Genomic DNA, 26455 nt, shown 5'->3' on the forward strand with positions numbered 1-26455 from the left:
AGGGGTGTTTTGCATGAATGCGGAAATCATTGCAGTTGGCTCGGAGTTATTGCTTGGGCAGATTGTGAATACGAATGCTCAATTTCTTTCGAAGCAGCTTGCCAATATTGGTGTCAATGTTTACTACCATACAGTTGTCGGTGATAATCCAGAACGGTTAAAGGGTGCTCTAGAAATTGCGGAGAGTAGGGCGGATCTCATCATTCTGACGGGTGGGCTCGGTCCTACGAAGGATGATTTAACGAAAGAGACGATCGCGTTACACTTAGGGAAGAAGCTCGTTCATGATGAAGTGGCTCTTTCTTCGATTGAGCAGTATTTTCAAACGATCAATCGAGTAATGACAGACAACAACCGCAAACAAGCCCTTGTATTAGAAGGTGCCGCTGTCCTTCCGAATGATCATGGAATGGCACCTGGAATGGTTGTGACTGTAAATGAACGAAGTTATATGTTGTTACCAGGTCCACCTAAAGAACTTGAACCAATGTTTTCCCAATATGGCGAAAAGGAGATTTTGAAGCTTCAGCCGATTAATGACAAAATTGTTTCCCGTGTTCTCCGTTTTTTTGGGATCGGAGAATCGATGTTAGAGACTGAAATTGATGATTTAATTGATGGACAGCAAAACCCAACAATTGCACCGCTTGCTGCAGATGGTGAGGTGACGCTTCGATTAACGGCGAAGGCGAAAAATGAAGAACTCGCTCATCAGCTGATCGACAAGACTGAACAACAAATTCTTGCAAGAGTGGGAGAGTATTTTTATGGTTATGATTCCACTTCATTAATGAATGAGTTGTTTCAAGAGCTGGATGCCCGAAATTTGACGTTAGCCTGTGCCGAAAGCCTTACAGGAGGGCTTTTCCAGCAGGAGATTACTTCAATATCAGGCGCGGGTGATGTTTTTAAGGGTGGTGTTGTTTGCTATGCCACTGAGGTGAAGAAACATGTCCTCAACGTTAAGAAGGAAACGACCGAGACTTATGGAGCAGTTAGTGCTGCGTGTGCCCTTGAGCTGGCAGAAAATGTCCGTTCTCTCATACAAGCTGATATTGGCATAAGTTTTACAGGAGTCGCGGGACCAGCAAAGCAAGAAGGCAAACCAGTCGGAATGGTCTTTATTGGTATTTCTATCAAAGGAAGAGAGCCCAAATATGAGCAGTTGCAGCTTGCGGGGACGAGGGAAGGGATCCGGCTTAGAACGATAAAGCATGGATGTCATTTCCTGCTCAATAGCTTAAAGGAATGATAGGACTTAAAGGAAAAGCAAGTGAGGAGAGGATACAGATCAACATCCTTCACTTGCTTTTAGTTGTTTAGAAAAAGAAAAGCAATGATGTTCGAAATCCAACTTTGAGCGGTGACTGCCTGCACGCTCTTTTTTACCATTTAATGGTCTACATGGATTTTGTGAAGTTCTTTTTATGAAAAAGGTCTTCTATAAATGGCAAATGGAAAAAGGAGAATTTTGTCGCTTCCATTTTGGACACGAGGGATTAATAGATTAAGATTGCAATTGTAATTGAGTTGTTGTGAAGAGCATGCTACATTTTCCATTAGCATGAGGATAGCGATAGTTAAATATTTTCAGATTATGGTTAAAATAAGTATAACTCCGCAGCCATTCTTACTAAGATGCGATTTTTTCTTAAGGGAAGTTGAAAATTTCAGCTCTTAATGGACCGAGAAAAAACGAATGGATGTTCGATTTTTTTCTCGACAAATGAGTGGAAAACAGTTATATTAGAGATAGGTTTTTTAAGAGATGAACCGATTGGATGAAATAAGGAGGAATTTATGGTGAGCGATCGTCAAGCAGCCTTAGAAATGGCGTTGAAACAAATAGAAAAACAATTTGGTAAAGGTTCCATTATGAAATTGGGTGAACAAACAGATCGGCAAATATCTACTTCACCGAGTGGCTCTCTAGCACTGGATGCAGCTCTGGGGATTGGTGGATATCCACGGGGACGGATTATTGAAATTTACGGACCAGAGAGCTCTGGTAAAACGACTGTGGCTCTGCATGCAATTGCAGAAGTGCAAGCTGAAGGTGGACAAGCTGCATTTATCGATGCTGAACATGCTTTAGATCCAGTTTATGCTTCAAATCTCGGTGTAAATATTGATGAATTGCTTCTGTCCCAGCCAGACACAGGAGAGCAAGCACTAGAGATCGCTGAGGCACTTGTAAGAAGTGGTGCAGTTGATATTTTAGTTATCGACTCTGTTGCTGCACTCGTACCGAAGGCCGAAATCGAAGGGGAGATGGGAGACAGTCATGTAGGCTTGCAGGCTCGGCTAATGTCTCAGGCTCTTCGTAAGCTTTCTGGAGCGATTAATAAGTCTAAAACAATCGCCATCTTTATCAATCAGATTCGTGAAAAGGTTGGGGTGATGTTTGGAAATCCTGAAACAACACCTGGAGGACGTGCATTAAAATTCTACTCCTCTATCCGTCTCGAAGTCCGTCGTGCAGAAACATTAAAGCAAGGCAACGATATGGTTGGAAATAAAACGAAAATTAAAGTCGTCAAAAATAAAGTCGCACCACCATTCCGAGTTGCTGAAGTGGACATTATGTATGGAGAAGGAATTTCTAAAGAGGGCGAGATTATCGATTTAGGTTCCGAAATTGATATTGTTCAAAAGAGCGGTTCTTGGTACTCCTATAACGACGAACGACTTGGCCAAGGTCGTGAAAATGCAAAGCTATATTTAAAAGAAAACCCGGAAGTTCGATTGGAAATTCAGCAGAAAATCCGTGAGTACTATGGCTTGGATGGTGTTAAGGTCGTAGAAGGTGAAGATGAGGGCCAAGAAACTTTTGATCTTGTCGATTAAGAGCTTGTATTTATTCACGTTCAGAAGCTATGGGGATGTATGCCCTTATTTAAAACAGCAAAGCTTAAGAGGCTTTGCTGTTTTGTATGTCAAAATTCTCTGCTTGCTGAACGAACTGCTAATAAGTTGTGGCATAAACGGATCGAGAAGCTCTACAGCTTTAGTAACAACTGGCAAATGGCTGACTAGACAGGCACTTGACAATAAAAATTCACACCTTTACAATTAATATGTATATTTTACAATTTTTATAATGATTAAAACGTTAAAAAGCCTTTGTGCTGTATATTGATGGATGACAATGTACATGCCGACAGTTTAGAAACGTAAAAACAAAAAGTTCATAGCAAGAGGAGGTGAAATGATGGATTTAGGATTTATAATCATCTCCATTTTGCTTGGCCTATTCGTCGGTGCCGTTGTTGGCTATTTTGTTCGTAAATCCGTTGCTGAAGCAAAGATTGCAGGTGCAAAAGATGCGGCGGAGCAAATTTTAGAGGATGCAAAGCGTGATGCGGACTCGACTAAAAAGGAAGCTCTGCTAGAAGCAAAGGATGAAATTCACAAGCTTCGAACAGAAGCTGAACGTGAAATTCGTGATCGAAGAAATGAGTTGCAAAAACAAGAAAATCGTTTAATGCAAAAAGAGGAAAACTTAGATCGAAAAGATGAGTCGTTAGATAAACGCGAATCACTATTAGAAAAGAGGGACGATTCTCTTAACAAAAGACAACAGCATATTGAAGAGATGGAAAGCAAAGTGGACGAGATCTTAAAGAAGCAACAATCTGAGCTTGAACGCATCTCAGGCTTAACGCGTGATGAAGCGAAGTCCATCATTTTAGAGCGAATGGATAAGGAATTATCTCACGAGATCGCTTTAATGGTTAAAGAGAGTGAGAATAAAGCAAAAGAGGAAGCGGACAAGAAAGCAAAAGAAATCTTGTCATTAGCCATTCAAAGATGTGCGGCGGATCACGTGGCTGAAACAACTGTCTCAGTTGTAAGTTTACCAAATGATGAAATGAAAGGTCGTATCATTGGACGTGAAGGCCGTAATATTCGTACACTTGAAACTCTTACAGGGATTGACCTCATTATTGATGATACTCCGGAGGCTGTTATTCTTTCAGGGTTTGATCCAATTCGCAGAGAGACAGCAAGACTTGCACTAGAGAAGCTTGTTCAGGATGGCCGCATTCATCCAGCTCGTATTGAAGAGATGGTTGATAAGGCACGTCGCGAAGTGGATGAGCATATTCGAGAAATTGGTGAGCAAACAACTTTTGAGGTTGGGGTACATGGTCTCCACCCAGATTTAATCAAAATTCTGGGGCGTCTAAAGTTTCGTACAAGCTACGGACAAAATGTGCTTAAGCATTCCATTGAAGTTGCCCAACTTTCTGGATTATTAGCTGCTGAGCTTGGAGAAGATGAAACATTGGCTCGTCGTGCTGGATTACTTCATGATATCGGCAAAGCAATTGATCATGAAGTAGAAGGGAGCCATGTGGAAATTGGTGTTGAGCTTGCAACAAAGTATAAAGAGCACCCAGTTGTCATCAACAGTATTGCTTCCCATCACGGGGATAGTGAAGCTCAATCTGTCATTGCTGTACTCGTGGCCGCTGCAGACGCGTTATCAGCCGCTAGACCTGGAGCAAGAAGAGAAACGTTGGAAAACTATATTCGTCGCTTAGAAAAGCTTGAGGAGATTTCTGAGTCCTATGATGGAGTCGAGAAATCATTTGCGATTCAAGCAGGTAGAGAAGTACGTATTATTGTAAAACCTGATCAAATAGACGATTTAGAATCACATCGTCTTGCTCGAGATATTCGCAAGAAAATTGAATCTGAACTTGATTATCCAGGACATATAAAAGTAACAGTTATTCGCGAAACGAGAGCTGTTGAATATGCAAAATAAATAAAACGGTGCAAATGCACCGTTTTATTTATTTTATTTTTTTGCTATAATGGACCATTAGTATATAAGAGAAAGGGATTGAACATGGATATATTGTTTATTGGAGATGTAGTGGGATCTCCTGGCCGTGATATGGTGATGGAATATGTTCCAAAGCTGAAAGAAAAATATCGACCACATGTTACGATTATAAATGGTGAGAATGCTGCGGGTGGAAAGGGAATTACGGAAAAAATTTATCGGAGCTTCTTAGAGGTTGGTGCGCAAGTAGTGACGCTCGGCAATCATACTTGGGACAACCGTGAAATTTTTGAATTTATTGAAGATGCGAAGTACCTTATTCGCCCTGCTAATTTTCCAGAAAATAACCCTGGGAAAGGGATCGTGTATGTGCGAATGAATCAACTTGAAATTGCTGTGATTAATCTCCAAGGTCGTACGTTCATGCCAGCGATCGATGATCCGTTTTTAAAAGCTGAGCAACTTATCAAAGAGGCAAAGGAGCGAACTCCTTTTATCTTCGTTGATTTTCATGGTGAGGCAACTAGTGAAAAACAAGCAATTGGTTGGTATTTAGATGGTAGAGTATCTGCTATTGTTGGGACCCATACACATGTGCAAACAGCTGATAATCGCGTGTTGCCGAAAGGTACAGCATACATCTCTGATGTAGGGATGACTGGACCGTATGATGGCATTCTTGGAATGGAGCGGGAAGTTGTCTTAAAACGGTTTTTAACAGGGCTGCCGGTCCGTTTTGAAGTTCCAAAAACGGGGAGAACCCAGTTAAGTGCCGTGTTAGTACAATTAGATAATAAAACGGGTTTGGCTAAAAAAATTGAACGCATTTTAATTAATGAGGATCACCCATTTTATTCATAGAATTTGGCCCATTTCTTCTGAAACTTTTGTTTCAATGGAAATGGGCCAAAAATGTTTCAACATCAAAATTTATTCTTCGTTGTTTAAGGAGTTTTTTTGAAAATGTCAAAGCAATTTCTCCAATATTTTGTCCAAGCTGGAATATGTGATTTAACATTTGAATATAGTAGCAATGGAATCATATATACCTGACCTGTTCAATAGATGAACATTCAGGGGGGGTAAACGAGGAGGAGCTAGGAATGGAAATATTAAAAGTTTCAGCAAAATCTAATCCTAATTCTGTAGCTGGTGCGCTTGCCGGAGTTCTGCGGGAAAGAGGAGCTGCGGAAATCCAAGCCATAGGTGCGGGTGCATTGAATCAAGCCGTAAAGGCAGTAGCAATAGCAAGAGGATTTGTGGCACCTAGCGGAGTTGATTTAATCTGTATTCCGGCCTTTACAGACATTCAGATTGATGGAGAAGAACGAACAGCCATTAAGTTAATTGTTGAACCAAGGTAATGTTTAGGGGAAAACGAAGCATTGGGGTTAAAGGCATGGTTGACATTGTCGTTGATTCTATATGACAAAACTTATGAAGGAATGAATGAACATTCCTGCTGGTGAAATCCTTATGCACACAACCTGTTTGCTTAGCAAGCAGGCTTTTTTCTTGAAATTAAACGATATTTGGTTCATTTTCTGTGAAAACTTGGTTTTACTCGAAATGAGCCAAATATCAACATGGACATATAACAAAGCCTTCTTGAAAGAAATTTAAATTTTTTCAATCATGGAAAACATTTATGAAACAGCAAAGGTTGCCAACTATTTATTATGTTTTGAAAACTAAAAAAATATTCATACTTTCGTCAATATTTATGCGGAAAGGGTTGCTTTTTTCACAACATAGGGCTAGAATTGAAAGCGTTTAGTACCCTACTTTTCCAATGAAATTTGGGTGAGAATTGTACTAGACCATGAGTAAATTTCACAATGTTTCAGATTCGTCTGGAAGCATTGCGATCGATATTTTTCTTCTGTCTTAGAAATTGTTTCTAGGCTGAATGAACCATTTTGAAATGAGCTCGTCGAAATCAAATAACGTTTTTTACATATTTCTTAACGTATCTGAAGGGGTGTAAGACATGATCAATCAACTTTCTTGGAAAGTTGGCGGACAACAAGGGGAAGGTATTGAAAGTACTGGGGAAATTTTTTCAATTGCTCTGAATCGTCTGGGCTACTACTTGTATGGCTACCGTCACTTTTCATCACGAATTAAAGGTGGGCATACGAACAATAAGATTCGTGTAAGTACGACTCAAGTTCGGTCTATTTCGGATGATTTAGACATTTTAGTCGCGTTTGACCAAGAGACAGTGGATCTAAATTACAAAGAGCTTCATGACAATGGAATTATCATCGCTGATGCGAAGTTTAATCCTGCTCAACCAGAGGATACCAATGCGACTTTGTATGCAGTCCCATTCACAGAGATTGCTACTGAACTGGGAACATCTTTAATGAAAAACATGGTAGCAGTTGGTGCTACATGTGCTGTACTAGATTTAGATATTAATGTTTTCAGAGAAGTGGTGCAAGAAATCTTTGGCAAAAAGGGCCAACAAGTTGTTGATAAGAATATGGAAGCCGTTAAGGCTGGGTTTGACCATATGAAAGCTGAATTGGCTGAAAATGCAGTGATGCATTTAGAGAAAGCTGATGGAAATAAACGTCTTTTCATGATTGGAAACGATGCTATCGCTCTTGGAGCATTAGCTGGTGGCTGTCGCTTTATGGCTGCATACCCGATTACACCTGCTTCAGAAATTATGGAATATTTAATCCAGAAGCTTCCAGCGCTTGGCGGAACAGTTATTCAAACTGAAGATGAAATTGCAGCTGCTACGATGGCGATCGGTGCTAATTATGCCGGGGTTCGTGCACTAACGGCATCTGCAGGTCCTGGCCTTTCATTGAAAATGGAAGCGATTGGCTTGTCTGGTATAACTGAACAACCGCTCGTTATTGTTGACACTCAACGTGGGGGCCCATCAACAGGTTTACCAACAAAGCAGGAGCAATCTGATTTAATGGCGATGATTTATGGAACTCATGGTGAAATTCCAAAGATCGTTATGGCTCCAAGCACGGTTCAAGAAGCATTTTATGATACGGCAGAGGCATTTAATTTAGCTGAAGAATACCAATGTCCGGTTATTGTTTTATCCGATTTGCAGCTCTCACTCGGAAAACAGACAGTGGAACCGCTTGATTATAGTAAAATTGAAATTCGCCGCGGAAAATTACAGCAAGATGAGTTGCCAGAAATTGAAAATAAAGGTTATTTCAAACGTTATGAAGTGACAGAAGATGGTGTTTCACCACGTGTCATCCCAGGAATGAAAAACGGAATTCATCATGTCACAGGGGTGGAACATGATGAAACAGGAAAACCATCAGAATCTGCACTAAATCGTAATGCTCAAATGGATAAGCGTTTCCGCAAAATCGAAAATTTGAAATTTAATACACCAGTATATAAGAATGCTCCTCATCAAGAGCCAGACCTTTTAATCGTTGGCTTTAACTCTACACGTGGGGCGATTGAAGAAGCGATAACTCGTCTTGAGCAAGATGGATTAAAAGTGAATCATGCTCATATTCGCTTAATTCATCCATTTCCAACGGATGAGATGTTACCACTTGTTCAATCAGCTAAAAACGTTCTTGTTGTTGAAAACAATGCAACAGGTCAGTTAGCCAATATTCTGAAGATGAACGTCGGACATGCTAACAAAGTGAAAAACCACTTAAAATACGACGGAAATCCATTCTTGCCACATGAAATTTATACAAAAAGCAAGGAGCTGTTCTAAAAATGGCAACATTTAAAGACTTTCGTAACAATGTGAAGCCCAACTGGTGTCCAGGGTGTGGGGATTTCTCGGTTCAAGCGGCTATTCAAAGAGCGGCAGCAAATGTTGGGCTGGAACCAGAAAATTTAGCAGTTGTTTCAGGTATCGGTTGTTCAGGACGTATTTCTGGATATATTAATTCATATGGATTCCATGGAATTCATGGACGTTCTCTTCCAATTGCCCAAGGGGTAAAAATGGCCAATCGTGATTTAACTGTGATTGCCTCTGGTGGTGACGGAGATGGGTTTGCAATCGGGATGGGACATACGATTCATGCTATTCGTCGCAACGTCGATATCACATATATCGTCATGGATAATCAAATCTATGGTTTAACAAAAGGTCAAACTTCTCCAAGATCGGCTGCAGGTTTCAAAACGAAATCGACGCCATCAGGATCTGTTGAACAACCAATTTCCCCAATGGAAATGGCATTAACTGCTGGTGCTACTTTTGTAGCGCAAAGCTTTTCAACTGATTTAAAAGATTTAACGGCTTTAATTGAAGCTGGAATTAAGCATAAAGGCTTTTCTTTAATCAACGTATTTAGTCCATGTGTAACGTATAACAAGGTCAATACGTATGATTGGTTCAAAGAAAATCTTACGAAATTGGCAGATATTGAAGGATATGATCCATCAAGCCGTGAACAAGCCATGCAAACCCTTATGAAACATGATGGCTTAGTAACCGGACTTATTTATCAAAATACGGAGCGTCCATCTTATCAGGAGATGCTTCCTGGTTACTCAGAAACACCGCTTTCCCAAGCAGACCTGCAAATAGATGAAGCACATTTTGAAAAACTAGTAGCTGAGTTTATGTAATGGAAAGAAAATGTAAACAACCTCAAATGCTTTGAGGTTGTCAGAGTGTCGACAAAAGCCATCGAGAGGCAGCCTCTCGATGGCTTTTGTCATTTTTGGATATTGGCTGTAAAAACTGTAGGCAAACTGAAATCCTTCGAGTTTGTATACAGTCTGCAACCTCAAATGCTTTGACAAAATCAGAGCAGTTCATGCTAAGTTTTAAAGGGATAAAAGCAGGCTTCCTATTGTATTCACTTCCTATTGGGTTTATACTTTAGTAATGTGTGTATATCTACTAAAATGATAAGAAGCTTTTTACAAGTGGATTCATGAGAAAGGAGATTTTCAATGAATGAGAAACAACGATTAGAAGGTCAACAAGTACAGGTTGCTAATTCTTCGGACAAAAAATCCGAAAAGGATTACAGCAAATACTTTGAAACTGTATACGTACCTCCGTCCTTAAAAGAGGCAAAAAAGAGAGGAAAAGAAGAGGTTAAATACCATCATGATTTTGCTATTCCAGAAGAATTCATGGGAATGGGTAAAGGAAGAAAATTTTATATTCGTACTTACGGATGTCAGATGAATGAACATGACACGGAGGTAATGGCAGGGATTTTCATCGGTCTAGGTTATGAGCCGACAGATACCGTTGAAGATGCTAATGTTATTTTACTAAATACTTGTGCGATTCGTGAAAATGCCGAAAATAAGGTGTTTGGTGAACTCGGTCATTTAAAGCATTTAAAAACACAAAATCCTGATCTTTTGCTTGGGGTTTGTGGGTGCATGTCACAGGAAGAATCTGTCGTGAACAAGATTCTAAAAACATACAATCAAGTCGATATGATTTTCGGAACCCATAATATTCACCGCCTGCCAAACATTCTGCAAGAAGCCTATATGTCAAAGGAAATGGTTGTAGAAGTTTGGTCTAAGGAAGGGGATATCATCGAAAATCTTCCGAAGGTTCGTCGTGGTAATATTAAAGGCTGGGTTAACATTATGTATGGCTGCGACAAATTTTGTACGTATTGTATTGTCCCATATACACGGGGAAAAGAACGAAGTCGCCGTCCAGAAGAAATTATTCATGAAGTGCGGCAATTAGCTGCACAAGGATATCAAGAGATCACCCTTCTTGGGCAAAACGTGAATGCTTATGGGAAAGACTTTGACGATATGAAATATGGTTTAGGCGACTTAATGGATGAAATTCGTAAAATTGACATTCCACGTGTTCGCTTTACGACTAGTCATCCTCGTGATTTTGATGATCATCTTATTGAAGTTCTTGCAAAGGGTGGAAATCTAGTCGAACACATTCATTTGCCAGTTCAGTCTGGTTCAACTGATGTTTTAAAAATTATGGCCCGTAAGTATACAAGAGAACAGTATCTTGAACTTGTTCGTAAAATAAAGAAAGCTATCCCGAATGTCGCATTATCAACGGATATTATTGTTGGATATCCAAATGAGACCGATGAACAGTTTGAAGAAACCCTTTCTTTATACCGCGAAGTTGGATTCGAGGCAGCATATACGTTCATTTACTCTCCACGTGAGGGAACACCTGCGGCAAAAATGCAGGATAATGTTCCAATGGAAGTAAAAAAAGAACGTCTCCAACGATTAAACAGCCTTGTAAATGAGCTTTCTGCTCAAGCAATGAAGAAATATAAGGATCAAGTTGTTGAAGTTCTTGTAGAGGGAGAAAGCAAGAACAATCCTGATGTGTTAGCAGGATATACACGTAGAAACAAGCTTGTAAACTTTGTTGGTCCAAAAACAGCTATCGGTAAAGTCGTAAAGGTAAAAGTGACAGAAACAAAGACTTGGTCATTAAATGGAGAGATGGTAGAAGAAGTTCAACCAGTCGAGGTGAAATAATATGGCGAAATATACAAAAGACGAAATTGTAGCGCGTGCACAAGAACTTGCAACATTAATTGCGCAAACAGAGGAAGTTGATTTCTTTAAAAGAGCAGAAGCGCAAATTCATGAAAATGAAAAAGTCCGCAAATTGATTGATGAGATTAAAGGATTACAAAAGCAAGCGGTCAATCTTCATCACTATGGAAAACCTGAAGCATTAAAGAGAACGGAAGAAAAGATTGCTAAAATAGAAGCAGAATTAGATGCTATTCCAGTTGTCCAAGAGTTCAAACAGTCTCAAGGTGATGTGAATGAATTGCTCCAGTTAGTTGCTTCAACGATTTCTAATAAAGTAACAGATGAAATCATCACCTCCACAGGGGGAAATCTTCTCAGTGGTGAAACGGGAGCAGAAATAAAGAATAAAGAATGCTCACATAATCATTAAAAATAGGTAAAACAGCCTTTTCCGTTTTGGCGGCAGAGGCTGTTTTACTTTCAAGCAGATAGTAGAAGCCTAATTTCGCGTTGTTCTCTTACCCAATCTGTTAATACAATAATTTCCTCGAATTGCGCTTTTTCTTGTAAAGAAGGAACCCTCTTCCCATCTTCCTGCATTCACCCATTTCTGGGTTCATGCATAGGATAAATTGACGTTTAGTTCATGAAAAATTGCCCGAATAAATGGAGTGTCATTACGTTCTGACAAGGATAGACATTCATAAAAAGATAAGCACACTAGTCTAATATCCCGCATAGGATGAAATGAAACTTAAGTGAGGAGGGTTCGCTCGCAATGGGAGAATACAGAGAGATTATCACAAAAGCGGTCGTAGCGAAAGGACGAAAATTCACCCAATCCAATCATACGATTTGCCCAAAAAATAATCCAACTAGCATCCTAGGTTGTTGGATTATCAACCATACGTACGAGGCGAAAAAGGTTGGCAAAACAGTTGAAGTTTGCGGCTACTATGACATTAATGTTTGGTACTCCTTTAATGATAATACACAAACTGAAGTTGTCACAGAACGAGTAGACTATACAGACGTTATTAAACTAAAATATCGTGACCCAGATTGCCTTGACGACCTCGACGTAATCGTGAAAGTACTTCAGCAGCCAAACTGTGTCGAAGCAGTTATTTCCCCAAATGGAAACAAAATCATCGTGCACGTCGAGAGGGAGTTTCTAGTGGAAGTCATTGGGGAAACAAAGGTATGTGTAGAAGTTCATCCAGGCAAGCATAAAGATGATGATGAAGACTACTTTGATGTAGACGATGAGGAGTTTGAGGATTTAGATCCAGATTTCTTAGTCGGCTCTGAGGAAGAGTAAAACGAAGGCTAGGGAGATTATGCTTCCTAGTTTTTTCTTTGTGCTTAATTTTTGTTAAGCAAATGGTTAAGAAAAATCAACACCGATGAACAAAAATAAAGGAAAAAACGAAAGAGAAATGCTAAATTCCGTTTTTAGTAGATGAATCGAAAATGAGCACCGTAAGAAGCAGGTGCTCATTTGTGTTACTGTGGTTGATAAAGAAAGTAATCGAAGTCGGCGTGTCGATTTTGACCAGATGTATCTTGACATTGCATCCCGACAAAGGCTCCTGTGAAGAATCCTCCGCCTTGAATGTAATCATCAGAAAGTTTGTATGAGTCGAACTTTATTGGAATTTTAACCCAGTTTTGACCATCAAAGGAGTAGGAGTAAGAATAAACATGTAATTCTACATCGACGCGAAGATAAACATATTCAAGTTCGGATGGAAGCAAGATTTCTTGGTCAAAAAGGGGCTGAGTAAAGCTAAAATTATCACAGGTCATGATTTCTAGAATACGTCCTTTCCTTTCATGCCATGAAATTTGTAGTGCGGTCCAGTTTTGTGTATTGTAGTAGTTTACAAGCCCTGCCGACTGTTGGAATGTTGTTGGCTCAAAAGCGACTTTCGTTTCTGCTGTAAAATAAAAGTGCTGCCACCGTCTCGCAATAAAAGCCTGCGTGAATTTCGAAGTTAACGATTCTTTGCCATAGAGTCTTAAATGTCCTGGACGAGCTGTTAAAGAAGCAACTTCTTCACCTAAAGGGATGCGTAATGATTGAAACTGAAGATTTAATTCAGGACTGTTGAAGTCATCTTTTATATTGGCATCGCTGCTCCATATGACTTCTTCAATCTCAGGACCATCAATTTCAAGTGATGGTTGATTTCCCCCAACAACATAGGGCCAATCATTCTTCCATTCCAAACGTTGGATTGCTGTCTCCCTTCCAAGTGGACAAAAGCCGCGCGGATCTAATAAAGGCTGGCCGTCACGTGGCAGTGGTCTACCGGTTAAATGGACTAGAAACCATTCATCCGTATGGGTCTGTACAATAGATGCATGTCCTGCCTTTTGTAAGGGGTTTCTTGGATGAGCGAAGGAACTAATGAGTGGGTTGTCTGGATGAACTTCGTAAGGTCCAAATAATTGTTTGGAACGTGCAATGGTTGCTTGGTGATCATATTTCGTGCCACCTTCAGCTGTGAGTAAATAATAATAGTCATTTATTTTATAAAGATGGGGAGCTTCCGTTAATTTAATGTCTGTGCCTTTAAAAATGACCGTTGCATCGCCAATTAATTTTTGCTCCTTAGCGCTGTACTCCTGTAATACGATTCCGTAAAAATTATGATTGTGGATGCGATGATCCCAAAGCATATTGACTAAATACTTTTTACCATCCTCATCATGAAATAATGATGGATCAAAGCCTGAACTGTTTAGATGGATTGGTTCAGACCAATCTCCGTCAATCGTGTCACAAGTCACAAGATAATTATGACAATCCTTCCAGCGTCCTTCCGTTACCTTTACATCGGTATAAATCAGCCAAAATTTTTGATCATGATAGGAGAGGGCAGGTGCCCAAATTCCGCCAGAATCAGGATTGCCAATCATATTTAGCTGGCTTAATCGATTGAGAGGTCTTGAGACTAAACGCCAATTTTTTAAATCCTTGGAGTGATAAATTCCAACTCCAGGAAACCATTCGAAGGTCGAAACCGCAATGTAATAGTCTTCTCCATTTCTGCAAATACACGGGTCTGGATTAAAACCTGTTAAAATGGGATTTTGAATCTTTGCCATGTTTCCCCACCTCATTCATATTATTTTATTATAATTAGAAAACAATCGCGAACGATTGTGCATTCCTGATGAACTAAAGTGCTTGAGAAAACTTTTGCAGATCACTGTTGAAAAAATTCTCTGCCACAAAAGCGGTCACACCTAAAGCAGCTGAATGTGTGGATAGCTCGGAAAAATTAATTTCTAAATCGCGCTGCTGAAACCATAAAGTTCGAGCTTGCATCCGCTTTTCCAATGGGTTTGTCAGCCACCGTTTGGCTGATGCCATCCGGTTTCCAATAATAATTTGCTGAGGATTAAAGATGTTGATGATATTATTGATTCCGACTGCAAGGTTTTCTCCAATATGTTCAAACTGCTGAATCGCGATTGTTTCTCCAGATGTGGCAAGCTTTAATAAATAATCGAGTGTAACATCATCTCCCGTTGAAGAAAGGCCGGCATCGTTGGCTTTTTTTAGCAATGCTTGTTCTGACGCATACAGTTCCCAGCAGCCTTTATTGCCACATCTGCATTTTTCTCCAGCGATGTCGATTGTCATATGACCAAGTTCCCCTGAAAAGCCATTATTTCCGCGATATAATTGGTTGTTTAAAATCAATCCAACTCCAATTCCTATCCCGACGCTTACATAAACAAGATTTTTCGCTTCCTTTCCCGCTCCAAACAATTTTTCACCGTAAGCGCCGGCGTTCGCTTCATTTTCAATAATGATGGGAACATTGTATTTATCTTGAAGAACAGATTTTAAGTCAATATTTCTCCATTTCAAATTAGGTGCGAGCAATACTTTTCCCGCTTTACTTACCGTTCCAGGTACACCGACGCCGATTCCAACAATTCCATATGGACTCTTAGGTGTTAACGCGATTAGCTGATCAATGATATCGTACAAATGAGTCATAATTTTTTCATAGGTCAAATCTTTATAACTAATCGTCTTCTCATGCAGTATATTTCCTTGAAGATCGGTCACAATCCCGAGTAAGTAGTTGACGCCGAGATCAATTCCAATTGAAAAACCGGCAACTTGATTAAAGAGCAGCATAACAGGTCTTCTGCCACCGCTTGATTGCCCAGGACCAGATTCATATATCAGTTTCTCTTCTAACAATTCACTGACAAGAGAGGATACAGTCCCTTTATTGAGTCCAGTCAGATTGGCAATTTCAGCTCTTGAAATAGGAGAGAGCTGTTTAATTGTATTTAAGACGAGTGTTTTGTTTTCTTGTTTTACTACATGTTGGTTCCACGTTTTCATTAAACGGTCATCTCTTTCTTTTAAGTTTATATTTTCATTATACGGATCAATTTTAGCATGGAGCAAGATTGAGGGAAGTGATTGGTATTCGTTCAATATTTTCTGACAATAATCGACAACCGCAATATGTTGATAACTTTTCTTTTCTTGAGAGATGCTATTAAATCAGCGATTTTCATAGATGTATAGGAAAAAAGCTAGCCTCTTTGAGTTTATTATACACTTAGTTTATCCACTAGACAAACGAATTGTTCTCTGTTATTCTAACTTTGAGCTTATGTAATAAGCATCATACACTTTTTAGGGGGCTTATGTATGAGGAAAAAGAAAGCGATTACATTGTTGTTCACCTTAGTTGCTACTATTTTTGTCATCGTTGGTTGCTCAGGCACAGATAGCGAAAATGTCTCTAGCAATTCAGGTGATACGAAAACGATTAAGTTTATGCATCTATGGCCAGAAGGCAGCTCAAAAACACATCACACCATTGTGAATGAAATTATTGCTAATTTTGAGAAGGAAAATGAAGGTGTTAAGGTTGAGCTGGAAGTTTTAAGTAATGAACAATACAAAGATAAGCTGAAGGTACTCTCTACTTCCAATGAATTGCCGGATGTGGGGATGACATGGGCGGCAGGTTTTTTAACTCCTTATGTTGAAGGCAATAAATTTGCTCCATTAGATGATCTTCTTGAAAATGAATTGAATGATAGTTTTGTAGCAGGCACAGCCGAGGCCTATGCTATTGACGGGAAGACATATGGTTTACCTCTAGAACTAAACATCGCAACAATTTTCTACAATAAAGCAATCTTCGCGGAATATGGACTTGAAGCGCCAAAAACTTATGATGAATTCAAACATATTATTACAACTTTAAACGACAACGGGGTTGCGCCGATTGCCCTTGGAAATAAAGACCGTTGGACTGGCTCTCTTTGGTATATGTATTTAGCGGATCGAATCGGCGGTACAGATGTACTAACGAGCGCAATCAATCGCTCTGGAACTTTTGAAGATCCTGCCTTAGTTTCAGCGGCGGAAGAAGTGCAAAATTTAGTTGATATGAATGCGTTTGTAAAAGGATTCAACGGTTTGGCCGATGAGGAAGCGAAAAGTATGTTTATGAGTGAACAAGCAGCAATGTACTTAATTGGTTCCTGGGATTTGCCAAACTTTACAACAAATGAAGAAGTCCCACAGGAGTTTAGAGATTCAATTGGTTTCTTTAATTTCCCAACCGTTGATGGAAAAGGGGATTTAAACAGTCATGTCGGTGGTCCTGGTGTAGGGCTATTTGTCAGTGAAGATTCCGATGTTAAGGAAGAAGCGAAAAAGTTTGTTTCCTACTTTGTAAAGGAATGGGGAGAAAAATCGGTCACACAAGCCGGCGTTATTCCAGCAACCAAGCTTGATGCTGACTCGTTAGAGCTGCCACAAATGTATGTAGACGTCTTAAACGAACTAAGCAATGCAACGAATATAACACTTTTTGCTGATGTTCAAATGAGCCCACAGGTTGCTGAAGTTCATTTAAATATGATTCAAGCTATTTTTGGCAAGGAAGTAGCTCCTGACGAATTTGCAAAAGAACACGAGAATGCGCTTGCAGCAGAATAATAGTGTAGTAGGATGGCAGTTTATGAACTTAGTTTTTAAATCGTACAAGTATTTTTTTATATAGCTTTTCTCTGACTTGATGAGCTAAGGGATATACTTTGGCTCATCGGTCAAAGCAACTTTTTAGCTAAAGAAAAAATAACTGTTTTCTCTGAAGGAAGGATCAATCGTTTTATTCATATTGGTGTCATCGTTAAAATTTGTAACTAGAAGAGGAGTATTTTTTTACAGGCCTTTTCTACTTAGCGAATATGGGGTTGAATGTGATGGATAAGGTTATGTCCAATAAATGGCTCATCGCGTTATTCGTATTACCAGCACTGTTGTTAACGGCAATCTTAATTTTTATCCCGTTAGCGTTATCCGGTTACTACGGTTTAATGGATTGGGATGGAATCGGTGCGATGAAGTTTATCGGATTGGAAAATTATATGAATGCGTTGCAAGACGGGAAATTTTGGGATAGTGCATGGCATTCCTTTTTACTGGCGATATTTTCAACGCTTAGTTTACTTTTATACTTAGTAATTGCGCTTATTTTGTCCTCAAAAATAAAGGGGGCCGATTTGCTCCGAAAAATTTACTTAATTCCAATGCTACTTTCGTCTGTGGCGATAGCTCAATTGTGGATTAAAATATACAATCCTACAAATGGAATGCTGAATCAAATTCTTATGGCGATTGGAGTCGAACATCCACCTGCATGGTTGGCTGATACAGCACTTGTGCTGTACGCGATTTTCGTGCCTATTTTATGGCAATATGCAGGCTTCTATATATTGATTTATTATGCAGCATTAAAAAATATCCCTGAATCTATTATTGAAGCTGCGCGGATTGATGGGGCTTCCCCCGTGCAAATTGCGTTAAAAATCAAACTGCCGCTGATTATGAGTGTCGTGAAAGTAACGATTGTCTTAGCTGTAGTCGGTTCATTAAAATATTTTGATTTAATTTATGTTATGACTGGTGGAGGACCAAACGGCGCTAGTGAAGTTATGGCTTCGTACATGTACAAACTCGCTTTTAGCAGCAATAATTTCGGCTACGGAAGTGCGATTGGCTTCGTACTTTTAATCATAACTCTTGTTGTGACGTTTATTGTTCGTAAGCTAACGGCAACAAAAGAAGAAATTCAATATTAGGAAGGAGGAGGATTTTTCATGAAGAGAATAGGTTCTTTTTTTCTTTATTTGTCATTAGCGATTGTCGCTGTATTCCAAATCTTTCCGATCATTTGGCTGTTTTTGTTTTCCTTAAAGGATAATCGAGAAATTTTTTCTGGTTCCCCCTTTGCATTGCCATCACAATTCCGGTGGGAGAATTACACGAAAGTATGGGAGGGCGGTATAGGGGTTTATTTTTGGAATAGCGTTTGGATTACGGGGCTCGCTATTTTATTAACAGTGCTTTTTGCCAGCATGGCAACTTTCGCGATTACTAGGATGAAATGGAAGCTAAGCAAGCTTGTCCTTGGTCTGTTCATGGTAGGATTAATGATTCCGATCCATTCTTCGATCATTCCTTTATTTAATATGTTTCTTAATATCAATTTAATTGATAGCCCTTGGTCGATCGTGATCACTTATACGGCCTATAATCTTCCGATCACAATCATGATTTTACTTGGTTTCTATTATACTCTTCCGCGAGAGATCGAAGAGGCGGCAATTATTGATGGGTGCTCCGTCCCGCAAATGTTTTTTCGCATTATCCTTCCGATGACAATTCCTGTTATGTCCACAACTGTCATTATCAATATGATTTACAACTGGAATGAGTTTGTTTTTGTCAATACTTTTATCAGCTCTGATAAATATAAAACATTAACAGTCGGGATTCAAAATTTCATCGGGCAATATATGACAGATTGGGGCGCCATCGGAGCTACTTTGATTATCAGTGTACTGCCTATTTTAATCGCCTTTATTTTCTTCAGCAATAAAGTCGTTGAAGGCATGTCTTCAAGTGCAGTAAAAGGCTAACTCGTTTTCTTTTGAAGCTTATTAAAAGCGTGTAGTGCTAACGACATTGTCATAAATGCGGAGCTGCTAGCACCAAAAATAAAACCGAAAGCAGGAACATAATAAACGATCACTAACAGTGATAGTAGTGAAAGCAGCATTAGCAAGCTATGCAATGGGTGAACAAGCATAATAAAAAAAGCATGCTTCATAATCGAAAAATGGTTGAGCTCAAAATGAACAAAAGCAGGAAATAGATAGGAAACAAACAGCAGAGAGAGAAGCATGAACGCAAATAAGGGAGCCTGCACCCACGTTAATTGTCCACTATTTTCATGTAGATAAATGAAATCGATGCCGATTATGAAGATAAGCAGGTAAAGAATGAGTCCTAATTGATTGCTTTTTCGAAACTCATTTTTATAAAAGTTCCAAAAAGTCGGGAAGAGTGAAATGTCTTTATTCCCCCTAAGCCACTTGCGGATAATGGCGAACATAGCGACAGTTGCTGGAAAAAATCCTAAGATAATTCCACCGACTAAACTAAATAGAATCCATAAAAGCTGAAGGTAAGCAAAACGAGTAATCCACTCAAAAATACGATAGACGACAGTGCTAATTTCGTTCATACGAATCTCCCTTGCAACTTTTTACATTTGTTTTTCTGCTTAATAAACAAAAGTCTATTCATATCATAATGTAAACATTTTCATTTAGCTATTATTTTTTTCCAATTAGGAGGTTATTCCATGTCATATTTTAATGGTATTTCAAAAATTCAGTTCGAGGGTTCTACATCGACTAATCCCTTTGCCTTTAAGCACTACAATCCAGAAGAAAAAATCGCAGGAAAAACGATGGAAGAAACGTTAAGATTTGCTGTCGCTTATTGGCATACATTTACGTTCGAAGGCACTGATCCGTTTGGAGCAGGTTCCATGCTTCGTCCATGGGATCATTTAACTGGAATGGATCAGGCAAAAGCCCGGGTGGAGGCCGCATTTGAATTCTTTGGAAAATTAAATGTACCCTATTTCTGCTTCCATGATGTGGATATTGCTCCAGAAGGGAATACATTGGCAGAAACATACAGAAACTTAGATGAAATTGTGGCAATGCTGAAAGAGTATATAAAAACAAGCAAAACGAAACTTCTCTGGAACACGGCTAACAATTTCACACATCCCCGTTGGCTCCATGGGGCAGCAACTTCACCAAATGCGGATGTCTTTGCTTATGCGGCGGCAAAAGTAAAAAAAGGTTTGGAAATAGCGAAGGAATTAGATGCTGAAAACTATGTCTTTTGGGGTGGCCGTGAGGGTTATGAAACACTCCTTAATACTGATATGAAACTGGAATTGGATAATTTAGGGCGTTTTTTTCATATGGCCGTTGATTATGCGAAAGAGATTGGCTTCACTGGTCAATTTCTCATTGAACCAAAGCCGAAAGAACCAACGAAACATCAATACGACTTTGACGTTGCAACTGGTCTGGCATTTTTGCAAAAATATGATCTTACCGACCATTTTAAATTTAATATTGAAGCGAACCATGCTACACTAGCAGGGCATACATTTGAGCACGAGTTAAGAACGGCTCGCATTAACGGCATGCTCGGTTCTGTTGATGCCAATCAAGGCGATATGCTTCTAGGATGGGATACAGATGAATTTCCGACTGATTTATATTCGACGACTCTTGCTATGTATGAAATTCTCTTAAATGGTGGCCTTGGCTCAGGTGGACTCAATTTTGATGCCAAAGTACGGAGAGGCTCGTTTGAAGCAGAAGACTTATTTCATGCCCATATTGCTGGAATGGACTCGTTTGCCATCGGTCTTAAAGTGGCCCAGCGCCTAATAGAGGACCAAGTATTCGAAAAATTTATTGCGGAGCGTTACGAAAGTTTTTCGAAAGGAATCGGGCTTGACGTTGTTGAAGGGCGAACAGATTTCCATCAGCTCGAACAACATGCTTTCTCCTTAAAAGAAATCAAAAATACTTCAGGTCGCTATGAACGGTTAAGAGCGATACTTAATCAATATTTGCTAGAAGCAGAGGTCGTTTCTGTCCGTTAAATTCATGTTCCGGAAATTCCTGGCATTTTTCCAACATTTTATAAGATAAGCAGGTGTTAAACAATGAAATACGTTATCGGTGTTGACCTTGGTACGAGTGCAGTAAAAATAATATTGATGAATCAATTAGGTGAGGTATGTGTCGAATTGTCACAACCATATCCTCTCATTCAAAAAAAATCAGGATATAGCGAACAGGAACCGGAGGAGTGGGTCAAAAAGACAATTACTGCTTTATCCATGCTTGTAAAAGGCTTTCATGGTTCTCCAGAAGATATTGAGGGAATTAGCTTTTCAGGGCAAATGCATGGGCTTGTGTTATTGGATCAACATCATGAAGTCGTTCGAAACGCCATTCTTTGGAATGATGTTAGGACAACTTCACAATGTGAGGATATTAATCGGCTTGTTGGCAAGGAAACCCTATTAGAAATTGCTAAAAATTCTGCTTTGGAAGGTTTCACGTTACCAAAGCTTTTGTGGGTAAAGGAGCACGAACCACATCTGTATAAGAAAGCAAAAACTTTTTTATTGCCGAAGGATTATTTGCGTTATCGTTTAACAGGACACATTCATACGGAATATTCTGACGCCGCTGGAACCCTATTGCTTGATTGTACCCGTAAATGCTGGAGTCGTGAAATTTGTGAGGCTGTAGGGTTGGATATTTCATTATGTCCTCCTTTAATAGAATCGCATCAATTTGTTGGGACCATTACAAGGGAGATTGCTCTGTTAACAGGTTTATCTGAAAAAACAAAAGTGTTTGCCGGCGGTGCTGATAACGCATGTGGTGCGATTGGAGCTGGAATTTTAGAAGTTGGGAAAACATTATGCAGCATCGGGACTTCAGGAGTCGTTCTTGCTTATGAGGAGGATCGAGGGCGAAATTTCGAAGGGAAGGTTCATTTCTTTAATCATGGCAAAGAGAATGCTTTTTATACGATGGGTGTTACTCTTGCAGCAGGGTATAGCTTAAGTTGGTTTAAAGAAGCTTTCGCTGCAAATGAAGATTATGAGCAATTATTAACAGGGATTGAAGCAGTTCCGATTGGAGCGAGGGGACTTATATTTGCCCCATATATAGTTGGGGAGCGGACCCCACATGCAGATGCGTTTATACGTGGAAGCTTTATCGGGGTAGATAGCTCGCATAAGCGCATTGACTTTGTTCGCGCCATTTTGGAGGGGATTACCTTCTCATTAAATGAATCAATCAAAATGTTTAAAGATAGTGGAAAAAATATTGATACGATTATATCGATCGGCGGTGGAGCGAAGAATGACACTTGGCTGCAAATGCAAGCTGATATTTTTCAAGCCAAGGTTGTAAAGCTTTCGAGTGAACAAGGGCCGGGAATTGGCGCAGCGATGTTAGCGGCATATGGCTGCAATTGGTTTTCCTCACTGAATGAATGTGCAGAAAGCTTTATAAAGATTGCGAAAGTATATGAGCCAATTGAGCAAAATGTCCGCGAGTATGGGCAGCTTTTTAATCTATATCAGCGTGTGTATCAAGCAACGAAAGAAATTAGTGAAGGCTTAGCGAGTTTTCGAAAATAGCTAAGGAAAACTAAATCAGTGTAATGAAACAGGCTTCAAGAAAAAAAGAATTTGTATAAAAGATGTTGTTTAGGCAGCTTTTTTCCTGCTAGCAAGTCATGGACTCATTACTTGCTCCCTATGCATTTTGCTTGGTGGTTAAACGTATTGTATTTTATTAGCTGCCCGTATACATTTTTAATTTTGGGTTCAGGACTCACATAAAGTGCAGTCCTGTTTTTTACTTTACGATGCCGTAATAAATCAGGTCTTCAAAAGTGTTTAATTTATATACATGGTCTTTAAGGGTGCCTTCGTAGACCATTCCGCATTTCTCCAAAACTCTGCCCGAGGCAGGATTCGATTTAAAATATCGTGCATATACGCGATGGTAGTTTTTTTCTTCAAAAGCAAACTCCAACATGGCACGTGCTGCTTCTGTGGCATAGCCATTTCCCCAAAAGGGCTTTCCGATCCAATAGGCCATTTCCCCATTTTGATGGAGACGTTGATTGGAAAGAGCGATCGCTCCGTAAAGCTGGCCGTTATTTTTGTTGGTAATCGCAAGCTCATATAATTTATCCTCAGTGAAGTTACGTTCATGATTCGCCATCCATGAAAGAGCGCATTCTAAAGAATAAGGATAGGGCATATTCAAAGTGGTCTTGAAAATAGTAAAGTTGTCACAGAGGGAACGCACCTGTTCCGCATCGGCTGCTGTAAATAGCCGAAGCTGTAAGCGTTCTGTTTCAAGTGTTTTGTCTTTGCGATTAAATTTCATTCCACTCTCCCCCTTTGAGTTAGATTATAGAAAGTTTACCTAGTCTTGCCATTTTTATCAACCAGTTTTTAGCATTGATTTTGCATAATTAAGAATGCGGTAATCTTGTCCTTAGAATATTGAAGAAGTACGAAAAAATTTGGTATTGGATGCAAACCGTTTTCGCTTATTTTTACCTATGATATAATAGATCCATATTATTCATTAATGTGAGAAAAGTTTTGGAGGATTAGAATGGCTACATATACGCCGATGATACAACAATATTTACAGGTGAAGGCAGATTATCAAGATGCCTTTTTATTTTTTCGATTAGGGGATTTTTATGAAATGTTCTTTGATGACGCACTGAAGGCGTCACAGGAGCTTGAAATTACATTAACAAGCCGTGAGGGTGGTTCTGAGGAACGAATCCCGATGTGTGGAGTACCGTATCACTCTGCACCGCAATACATAGAAAGATTAATAGAAAAAGGATATAAAGTCGCAATTTGCGAACAAACGGAGGACCCAAGGCAAGCGAAAGGCGTTGTCAAACGGGAAGTTGTTCAGTTAATTACTCCAGGAACAATGATGGAAGGTCGAGGGCTACAAGAGAAAGAAAATAATTTTATAGCTGCTCTAAGTCCTTTCTCGGATGGGAGCTATGGTTTCGCTTATAGTGATCTTTCTACTGGAGAAAGCAAGGTTACGTTGCTTAAAGGGGATTACGAGCTTGTTTTAAATGAAATTGCTCTTTCAGGTGCAAAGGAAGTGGTCATTCCTTCACAGCTGTCTGAGGAACTGCAGCTTAAAATTCGTGAACGATTTGCGGCTACCTTATCTTTTGAAGACAATGAAACGATAAATGAGAGTTTTTCAACTCTTCTCAACTCTATGGAAGAAACGAAGTTAAAGAGTACGATTTCACGGTTATTCAACTATCTGTACCGAACACAAAAAAGATCGCTTGATCACCTTCAGCCTGTCAACCGATACGAAATTCAGCAATTTATGAAGATTGATTATTATTCAAAACGAAATCTTGAGCTGACAGAAACGATTCGTTCGAAAGGCAAGAAGGGTTCTTTATTATGGCTGTTGGATGAAACGAAAACAGCAATGGGCGGACGTTTGTTAAAGCAATGGATAGATCGCCCTCTTATTAAAAAGGAAGATATTATCAGACGTCAATCTCTCGTTGAAGTGTTCATGTCCCATTATTTTGAACGGCAGGAAATGCGGGAAAAACTAACAGAAGTATATGATCTAGAAAGGTTGGCAGGAAGAGTCGCCTTTGGCAATGTCAATGCCCGTGACTTGATGCAATTAAAACGCTCCCTCTATCAAATACCACATCTGAAAAGTATTATTGCACAGATGGAAGATGAAGAATCGGCTCTTTTAGCTGCTCAGCTTGATCCTTGCGAAGAAGTAGTCGATTTACTGGAAAGAGCGATCGTTGACAATCCACCTTTATCCATCAAAGATGGAAACATCATTCAAGATGGCTATCATGAAGAGTTAGACAAGTATCGTGATGCTAGCAAAAACGGAAAAACGTGGATTGCGCAACTCGAGCGAGAAGAACGGGAGAAAACGGGAATTAAATCGTTGAAAATCGGCTATAACCGTGTGTTTGGTTATTATATTGAAGTGACAAAGGCGAATCTTCATTTGCTTGAGGAAGGGCAATATGAACGGAAGCAAACATTAACAAATGCGGAGCGGTTTGTGACGCCTGCTCTCAAAGAAAAGGAAGCGCTCATTCTACAAGCAGAGGAAAAAAGTGTGGAGCTGGAATATGTGTTATTCACAGAAATCCGCGAGTTTGTAAAATGCTATATTCCGAGATTGCAAAGATTAGCAAAAATAGTTAGTGAGATTGATGTACTGCAATGTTTTGCTTCCATAAGTGAAGAAAGGCATTATGTGAAGCCACAATTTTCCTCTGAACGTTTGATTTTGCTGAAGGAGGGCAGACATCCGGTAGTAGAAAAAGTAATGAATGCACAAGAATATGTTCCAAATGATTGTTACATGGATAAAGAAAGAGAAATTCTTCTTATAACTGGACCGAATATGTCTGGGAAAAGCACGTATATGCGCCAAATTGCCCTTACGGCGATTCTAGCCCAAATCGGTTGCTTCGTCCCTGCCAGTGAAGCAACCTTGCCTATTTTTGATCAGGTGTTTACCCGTATCGGCGCTGCAGACGATTTAATTTCCGGTCAAAGTACGTTCATGGTTGAAATGCTTGAAGCAAATCATGCGATTGAAAATGCGACAGCCAATAGTCTGATTCTTTTTGACGAAATTGGTCGTGGGACTTCTACTTATGATGGAATGGCGCTTGCGCAAGCGATTATTGAGCATATTCATAATAAAATTGGCGCGAAAACTTTATTTTCAACCCATTACCATGAATTAACAGTATTAGATAAGGAGCTCAAGCAATTAAAGAATGTACATGTTAGTGCAATTGAACAAAATGGCAAAGTTGTCTTCCTACATAAAATTAAGGAGGGTGCTGCCGATAAGAGCTACGGGATTCACGTTGCCCAGCTCGCTAACCTGCCTAACTCTTTAATCAAGCGGGCTAATGAACTGCTTGAAAACTTTGAGAATCAAGGTGAAAGCGTGCAACCTCCAAAGTTGGAAAGTGGGCAGCTGTCATTCTTTGATGAGCCAGTGATCAAGGAAGCTTCTCCATTCAGTGCAAAGGAGAAAAAAGCATTGGATCAAATCAGGGAAATCGATATTTTAGAGATGACGCCAATGCAAGCGATGAATACCCTATATGAGCTCCATAAAAAATTAAAAGGCTAATTGTTGAGGGGTGGCGTA

20 protein-coding genes are annotated in these 26455 nt (G+C 39.6%); 16 read left to right on the forward strand and 4 right to left on the reverse strand.

The genetic code is table 11. The annotated features are described in order from the left end of the window. Nucleotides 1–13: 13 nt before the first annotated feature. From FCJ93_RS02765 to FCJ93_RS02810, 10 genes are all read left to right on the forward strand, one after another. Entirely contained in the window at nucleotides 14–1252 is a 1239-nt protein-coding gene (locus FCJ93_RS02765; RefSeq protein WP_137742855.1) for a competence/damage-inducible protein A, read from the forward strand. A 551-nt stretch (nucleotides 1253–1803) separates the two neighbouring features. After that, nucleotides 1804–2847: a recombinase RecA gene (gene recA, locus FCJ93_RS02770; RefSeq protein ID WP_095308717.1), complete on the forward strand. Its 1044-nt coding sequence runs from the start codon at nucleotides 1804–1806 to the stop codon at nucleotides 2845–2847. 364 nt (nucleotides 2848–3211) lie between these two features. Next, nucleotides 3212–4774, forward strand: coding sequence for a ribonuclease Y (gene rny, locus FCJ93_RS02775; RefSeq protein ID WP_095308202.1), 1563 nt, complete (start codon nucleotides 3212–3214; stop codon nucleotides 4772–4774). 84 nt (nucleotides 4775–4858) lie between these two features. After that, nucleotides 4859–5656 carry a TIGR00282 family metallophosphoesterase gene (locus tag FCJ93_RS02780; protein WP_137742856.1) on the forward strand — a complete coding sequence of 266 codons (798 nt, stop codon included), beginning with the start codon at nucleotides 4859–4861 and terminating at the stop codon, nucleotides 5654–5656. A gap of 242 nt (nucleotides 5657–5898) precedes the next feature. Then, on the forward strand, nucleotides 5899–6159 hold the full coding sequence (gene spoVS, locus FCJ93_RS02785) for a stage V sporulation protein SpoVS (protein WP_003181955.1): 261 nt from the start codon (nucleotides 5899–5901) through the stop codon (nucleotides 6157–6159). A gap of 626 nt (nucleotides 6160–6785) precedes the next feature. Next, the gene (locus FCJ93_RS02790; RefSeq protein ID WP_095308206.1) at nucleotides 6786–8519 is read left to right on the forward strand and encodes a 2-oxoacid:acceptor oxidoreductase subunit alpha; all 1734 of its coding nucleotides are present in this window, start codon (nucleotides 6786–6788) and stop codon (nucleotides 8517–8519) included. Nucleotides 8520–8521: 2 nt separating this feature from the next. Beyond that, nucleotides 8522–9388: a 2-oxoacid:ferredoxin oxidoreductase subunit beta gene (locus FCJ93_RS02795; protein WP_095308207.1), complete on the forward strand. Its 867-nt coding sequence runs from the start codon at nucleotides 8522–8524 to the stop codon at nucleotides 9386–9388. Nucleotides 9389–9718: 330 nt separating this feature from the next. Further along, nucleotides 9719–11263, forward strand: a complete 1545-nt coding sequence (miaB, locus tag FCJ93_RS02800; protein ID WP_137742857.1) for a tRNA (N6-isopentenyl adenosine(37)-C2)-methylthiotransferase MiaB — start codon at nucleotides 9719–9721, stop codon at nucleotides 11261–11263. A gap of 1 nt (nucleotide 11264) precedes the next feature. Further along, nucleotides 11265–11696, forward strand: coding sequence for a RicAFT regulatory complex protein RicA family protein (locus FCJ93_RS02805; protein ID WP_137742858.1), 432 nt, complete (start codon nucleotides 11265–11267; stop codon nucleotides 11694–11696). A 348-nt stretch (nucleotides 11697–12044) separates the two neighbouring features. Beyond that, nucleotides 12045–12587 (forward strand): outer spore coat protein CotE, encoded by a 543-nt coding sequence (locus tag FCJ93_RS02810; RefSeq protein ID WP_095308212.1) that lies wholly within the window; start codon nucleotides 12045–12047, stop codon nucleotides 12585–12587. A 185-nt stretch (nucleotides 12588–12772) separates the two neighbouring features. Here FCJ93_RS02810 and FCJ93_RS02815 read toward each other — a convergent pair whose 3' ends face one another. Together FCJ93_RS02815 and FCJ93_RS02820 are read right to left on the reverse strand one after the other, a co-directional pair. Continuing rightward, nucleotides 12773–14380: a glycoside hydrolase family 43 protein gene (locus FCJ93_RS02815; protein WP_137742859.1), complete on the reverse strand. Its 1608-nt coding sequence runs from the start codon at nucleotides 14378–14380 to the stop codon at nucleotides 12773–12775. A gap of 73 nt (nucleotides 14381–14453) precedes the next feature. Continuing rightward, a complete protein-coding gene (locus FCJ93_RS02820; protein WP_095308216.1) occupies nucleotides 14454–15641 on the reverse strand; it encodes an ROK family transcriptional regulator in 1188 nt (395 codons plus the stop codon). A gap of 315 nt (nucleotides 15642–15956) precedes the next feature. Between FCJ93_RS02820 and FCJ93_RS02825 the strand changes: the two genes are divergently transcribed. The 3 genes from FCJ93_RS02825 (at nucleotide 15957) to FCJ93_RS02835 (ending at nucleotide 19246) form a co-directional block, all read left to right on the forward strand. Beyond that, complete coding sequence (locus tag FCJ93_RS02825) at nucleotides 15957–17261, forward strand: extracellular solute-binding protein (protein WP_095308218.1); 1305 nt, start codon at nucleotides 15957–15959, stop codon at nucleotides 17259–17261. 266 nt (nucleotides 17262–17527) lie between these two features. Continuing rightward, nucleotides 17528–18406, forward strand: coding sequence for a carbohydrate ABC transporter permease (locus FCJ93_RS02830; protein ID WP_095308719.1), 879 nt, complete (start codon nucleotides 17528–17530; stop codon nucleotides 18404–18406). Nucleotides 18407–18424: 18 nt separating this feature from the next. Continuing rightward, a complete protein-coding gene (locus tag FCJ93_RS02835) occupies nucleotides 18425–19246 on the forward strand; it encodes a carbohydrate ABC transporter permease (RefSeq protein ID WP_095308221.1) in 822 nt (273 codons plus the stop codon). Here the strand turns inward: FCJ93_RS02835 and FCJ93_RS02840 are convergent. Next, the gene (locus FCJ93_RS02840; RefSeq protein WP_095308223.1) at nucleotides 19243–19854 is read right to left on the reverse strand and encodes a YesL family protein; all 612 of its coding nucleotides are present in this window, start codon (nucleotides 19852–19854) and stop codon (nucleotides 19243–19245) included. The genes FCJ93_RS02835 and FCJ93_RS02840 overlap by 4 nt on opposite strands. 120 nt (nucleotides 19855–19974) lie before the next feature. Here FCJ93_RS02840 and xylA point away from each other — a divergent pair, with 120 nt between their 5' ends. Together xylA and xylB are read left to right on the forward strand one after the other, a co-directional pair. Continuing rightward, complete coding sequence (xylA, locus tag FCJ93_RS02845) at nucleotides 19975–21306, forward strand: xylose isomerase (RefSeq protein ID WP_137742860.1); 1332 nt, start codon at nucleotides 19975–19977, stop codon at nucleotides 21304–21306. A 63-nt stretch (nucleotides 21307–21369) separates the two neighbouring features. Further along, a complete protein-coding gene (xylB, locus tag FCJ93_RS02850) occupies nucleotides 21370–22869 on the forward strand; it encodes a xylulokinase (RefSeq protein ID WP_137742861.1) in 1500 nt (499 codons plus the stop codon). A 220-nt stretch (nucleotides 22870–23089) separates the two neighbouring features. On the opposite strand, the gene FCJ93_RS02855 is transcribed toward xylB, so the two are convergent. Further along, on the reverse strand, nucleotides 23090–23629 hold the full coding sequence (locus FCJ93_RS02855; RefSeq protein WP_095308228.1) for a GNAT family N-acetyltransferase: 540 nt from the start codon (nucleotides 23627–23629) through the stop codon (nucleotides 23090–23092). A gap of 234 nt (nucleotides 23630–23863) precedes the next feature. Between FCJ93_RS02855 and mutS the strand changes: the two genes are divergently transcribed. After that, the gene (gene mutS / locus FCJ93_RS02860) at nucleotides 23864–26437 is read left to right on the forward strand and encodes a DNA mismatch repair protein MutS (protein ID WP_137742862.1); all 2574 of its coding nucleotides are present in this window, start codon (nucleotides 23864–23866) and stop codon (nucleotides 26435–26437) included. Nucleotides 26438–26455: the final 18 nt, after the last annotated feature.

The sequence above is a fragment of the Robertmurraya siralis genome, assembly GCF_005502275.1.
Classification (GTDB): domain Bacteria; phylum Bacillota; class Bacilli; order Bacillales; family Cytobacillaceae; genus Robertmurraya; species Robertmurraya siralis.

What these genes read in the sequence shown, in the direction of transcription:
- FCJ93_RS02765 (WP_137742855.1), top strand. Translation starts at nt 14, where the DNA reads ATGAATGCGGAAATCATTGCAGTTGGCTCGGAGTTATTGCTTGGGCAG.
- rny (WP_095308202.1), top strand. Translation starts at nt 3,212, where the DNA reads ATGGATTTAGGATTTATAATCATCTCCATTTTGCTTGGCCTATTCGTC.
- FCJ93_RS02780 (WP_137742856.1), top strand. Translation starts at nt 4,859, where the DNA reads ATGGATATATTGTTTATTGGAGATGTAGTGGGATCTCCTGGCCGTGAT.
- spoVS (WP_003181955.1), top strand. Translation starts at nt 5,899, where the DNA reads ATGGAAATATTAAAAGTTTCAGCAAAATCTAATCCTAATTCTGTAGCT.
- FCJ93_RS02790 (WP_095308206.1), top strand. Translation starts at nt 6,786, where the DNA reads ATGATCAATCAACTTTCTTGGAAAGTTGGCGGACAACAAGGGGAAGGT.
- FCJ93_RS02795 (WP_095308207.1), top strand. Translation starts at nt 8,522, where the DNA reads ATGGCAACATTTAAAGACTTTCGTAACAATGTGAAGCCCAACTGGTGT.
- miaB (WP_137742857.1), top strand. Translation starts at nt 9,719, where the DNA reads ATGAATGAGAAACAACGATTAGAAGGTCAACAAGTACAGGTTGCTAAT.
- FCJ93_RS02805 (WP_137742858.1), top strand. Translation starts at nt 11,265, where the DNA reads ATGGCGAAATATACAAAAGACGAAATTGTAGCGCGTGCACAAGAACTT.
- FCJ93_RS02810 (WP_095308212.1), top strand. Translation starts at nt 12,045, where the DNA reads ATGGGAGAATACAGAGAGATTATCACAAAAGCGGTCGTAGCGAAAGGA.
- FCJ93_RS02815 (WP_137742859.1), bottom strand. Translation starts at nt 14,380, where the DNA reads ATGGCAAAGATTCAAAATCCCATTTTAACAGGTTTTAATCCAGACCCG.
- FCJ93_RS02820 (WP_095308216.1), bottom strand. Translation starts at nt 15,641, where the DNA reads ATGAAAACGTGGAACCAACATGTAGTAAAACAAGAAAACAAAACACTC.
- FCJ93_RS02825 (WP_095308218.1), top strand. Translation starts at nt 15,957, where the DNA reads ATGAGGAAAAAGAAAGCGATTACATTGTTGTTCACCTTAGTTGCTACT.
- FCJ93_RS02830 (WP_095308719.1), top strand. Translation starts at nt 17,528, where the DNA reads ATGGATAAGGTTATGTCCAATAAATGGCTCATCGCGTTATTCGTATTA.
- FCJ93_RS02835 (WP_095308221.1), top strand. Translation starts at nt 18,425, where the DNA reads ATGAAGAGAATAGGTTCTTTTTTTCTTTATTTGTCATTAGCGATTGTC.
- FCJ93_RS02840 (WP_095308223.1), bottom strand. Translation starts at nt 19,854, where the DNA reads ATGAACGAAATTAGCACTGTCGTCTATCGTATTTTTGAGTGGATTACT.
- xylA (WP_137742860.1), top strand. Translation starts at nt 19,975, where the DNA reads ATGTCATATTTTAATGGTATTTCAAAAATTCAGTTCGAGGGTTCTACA.
- xylB (WP_137742861.1), top strand. Translation starts at nt 21,370, where the DNA reads ATGAAATACGTTATCGGTGTTGACCTTGGTACGAGTGCAGTAAAAATA.
- FCJ93_RS02855 (WP_095308228.1), bottom strand. Translation starts at nt 23,629, where the DNA reads ATGAAATTTAATCGCAAAGACAAAACACTTGAAACAGAACGCTTACAG.
- mutS (WP_137742862.1), top strand. Translation starts at nt 23,864, where the DNA reads ATGGCTACATATACGCCGATGATACAACAATATTTACAGGTGAAGGCA.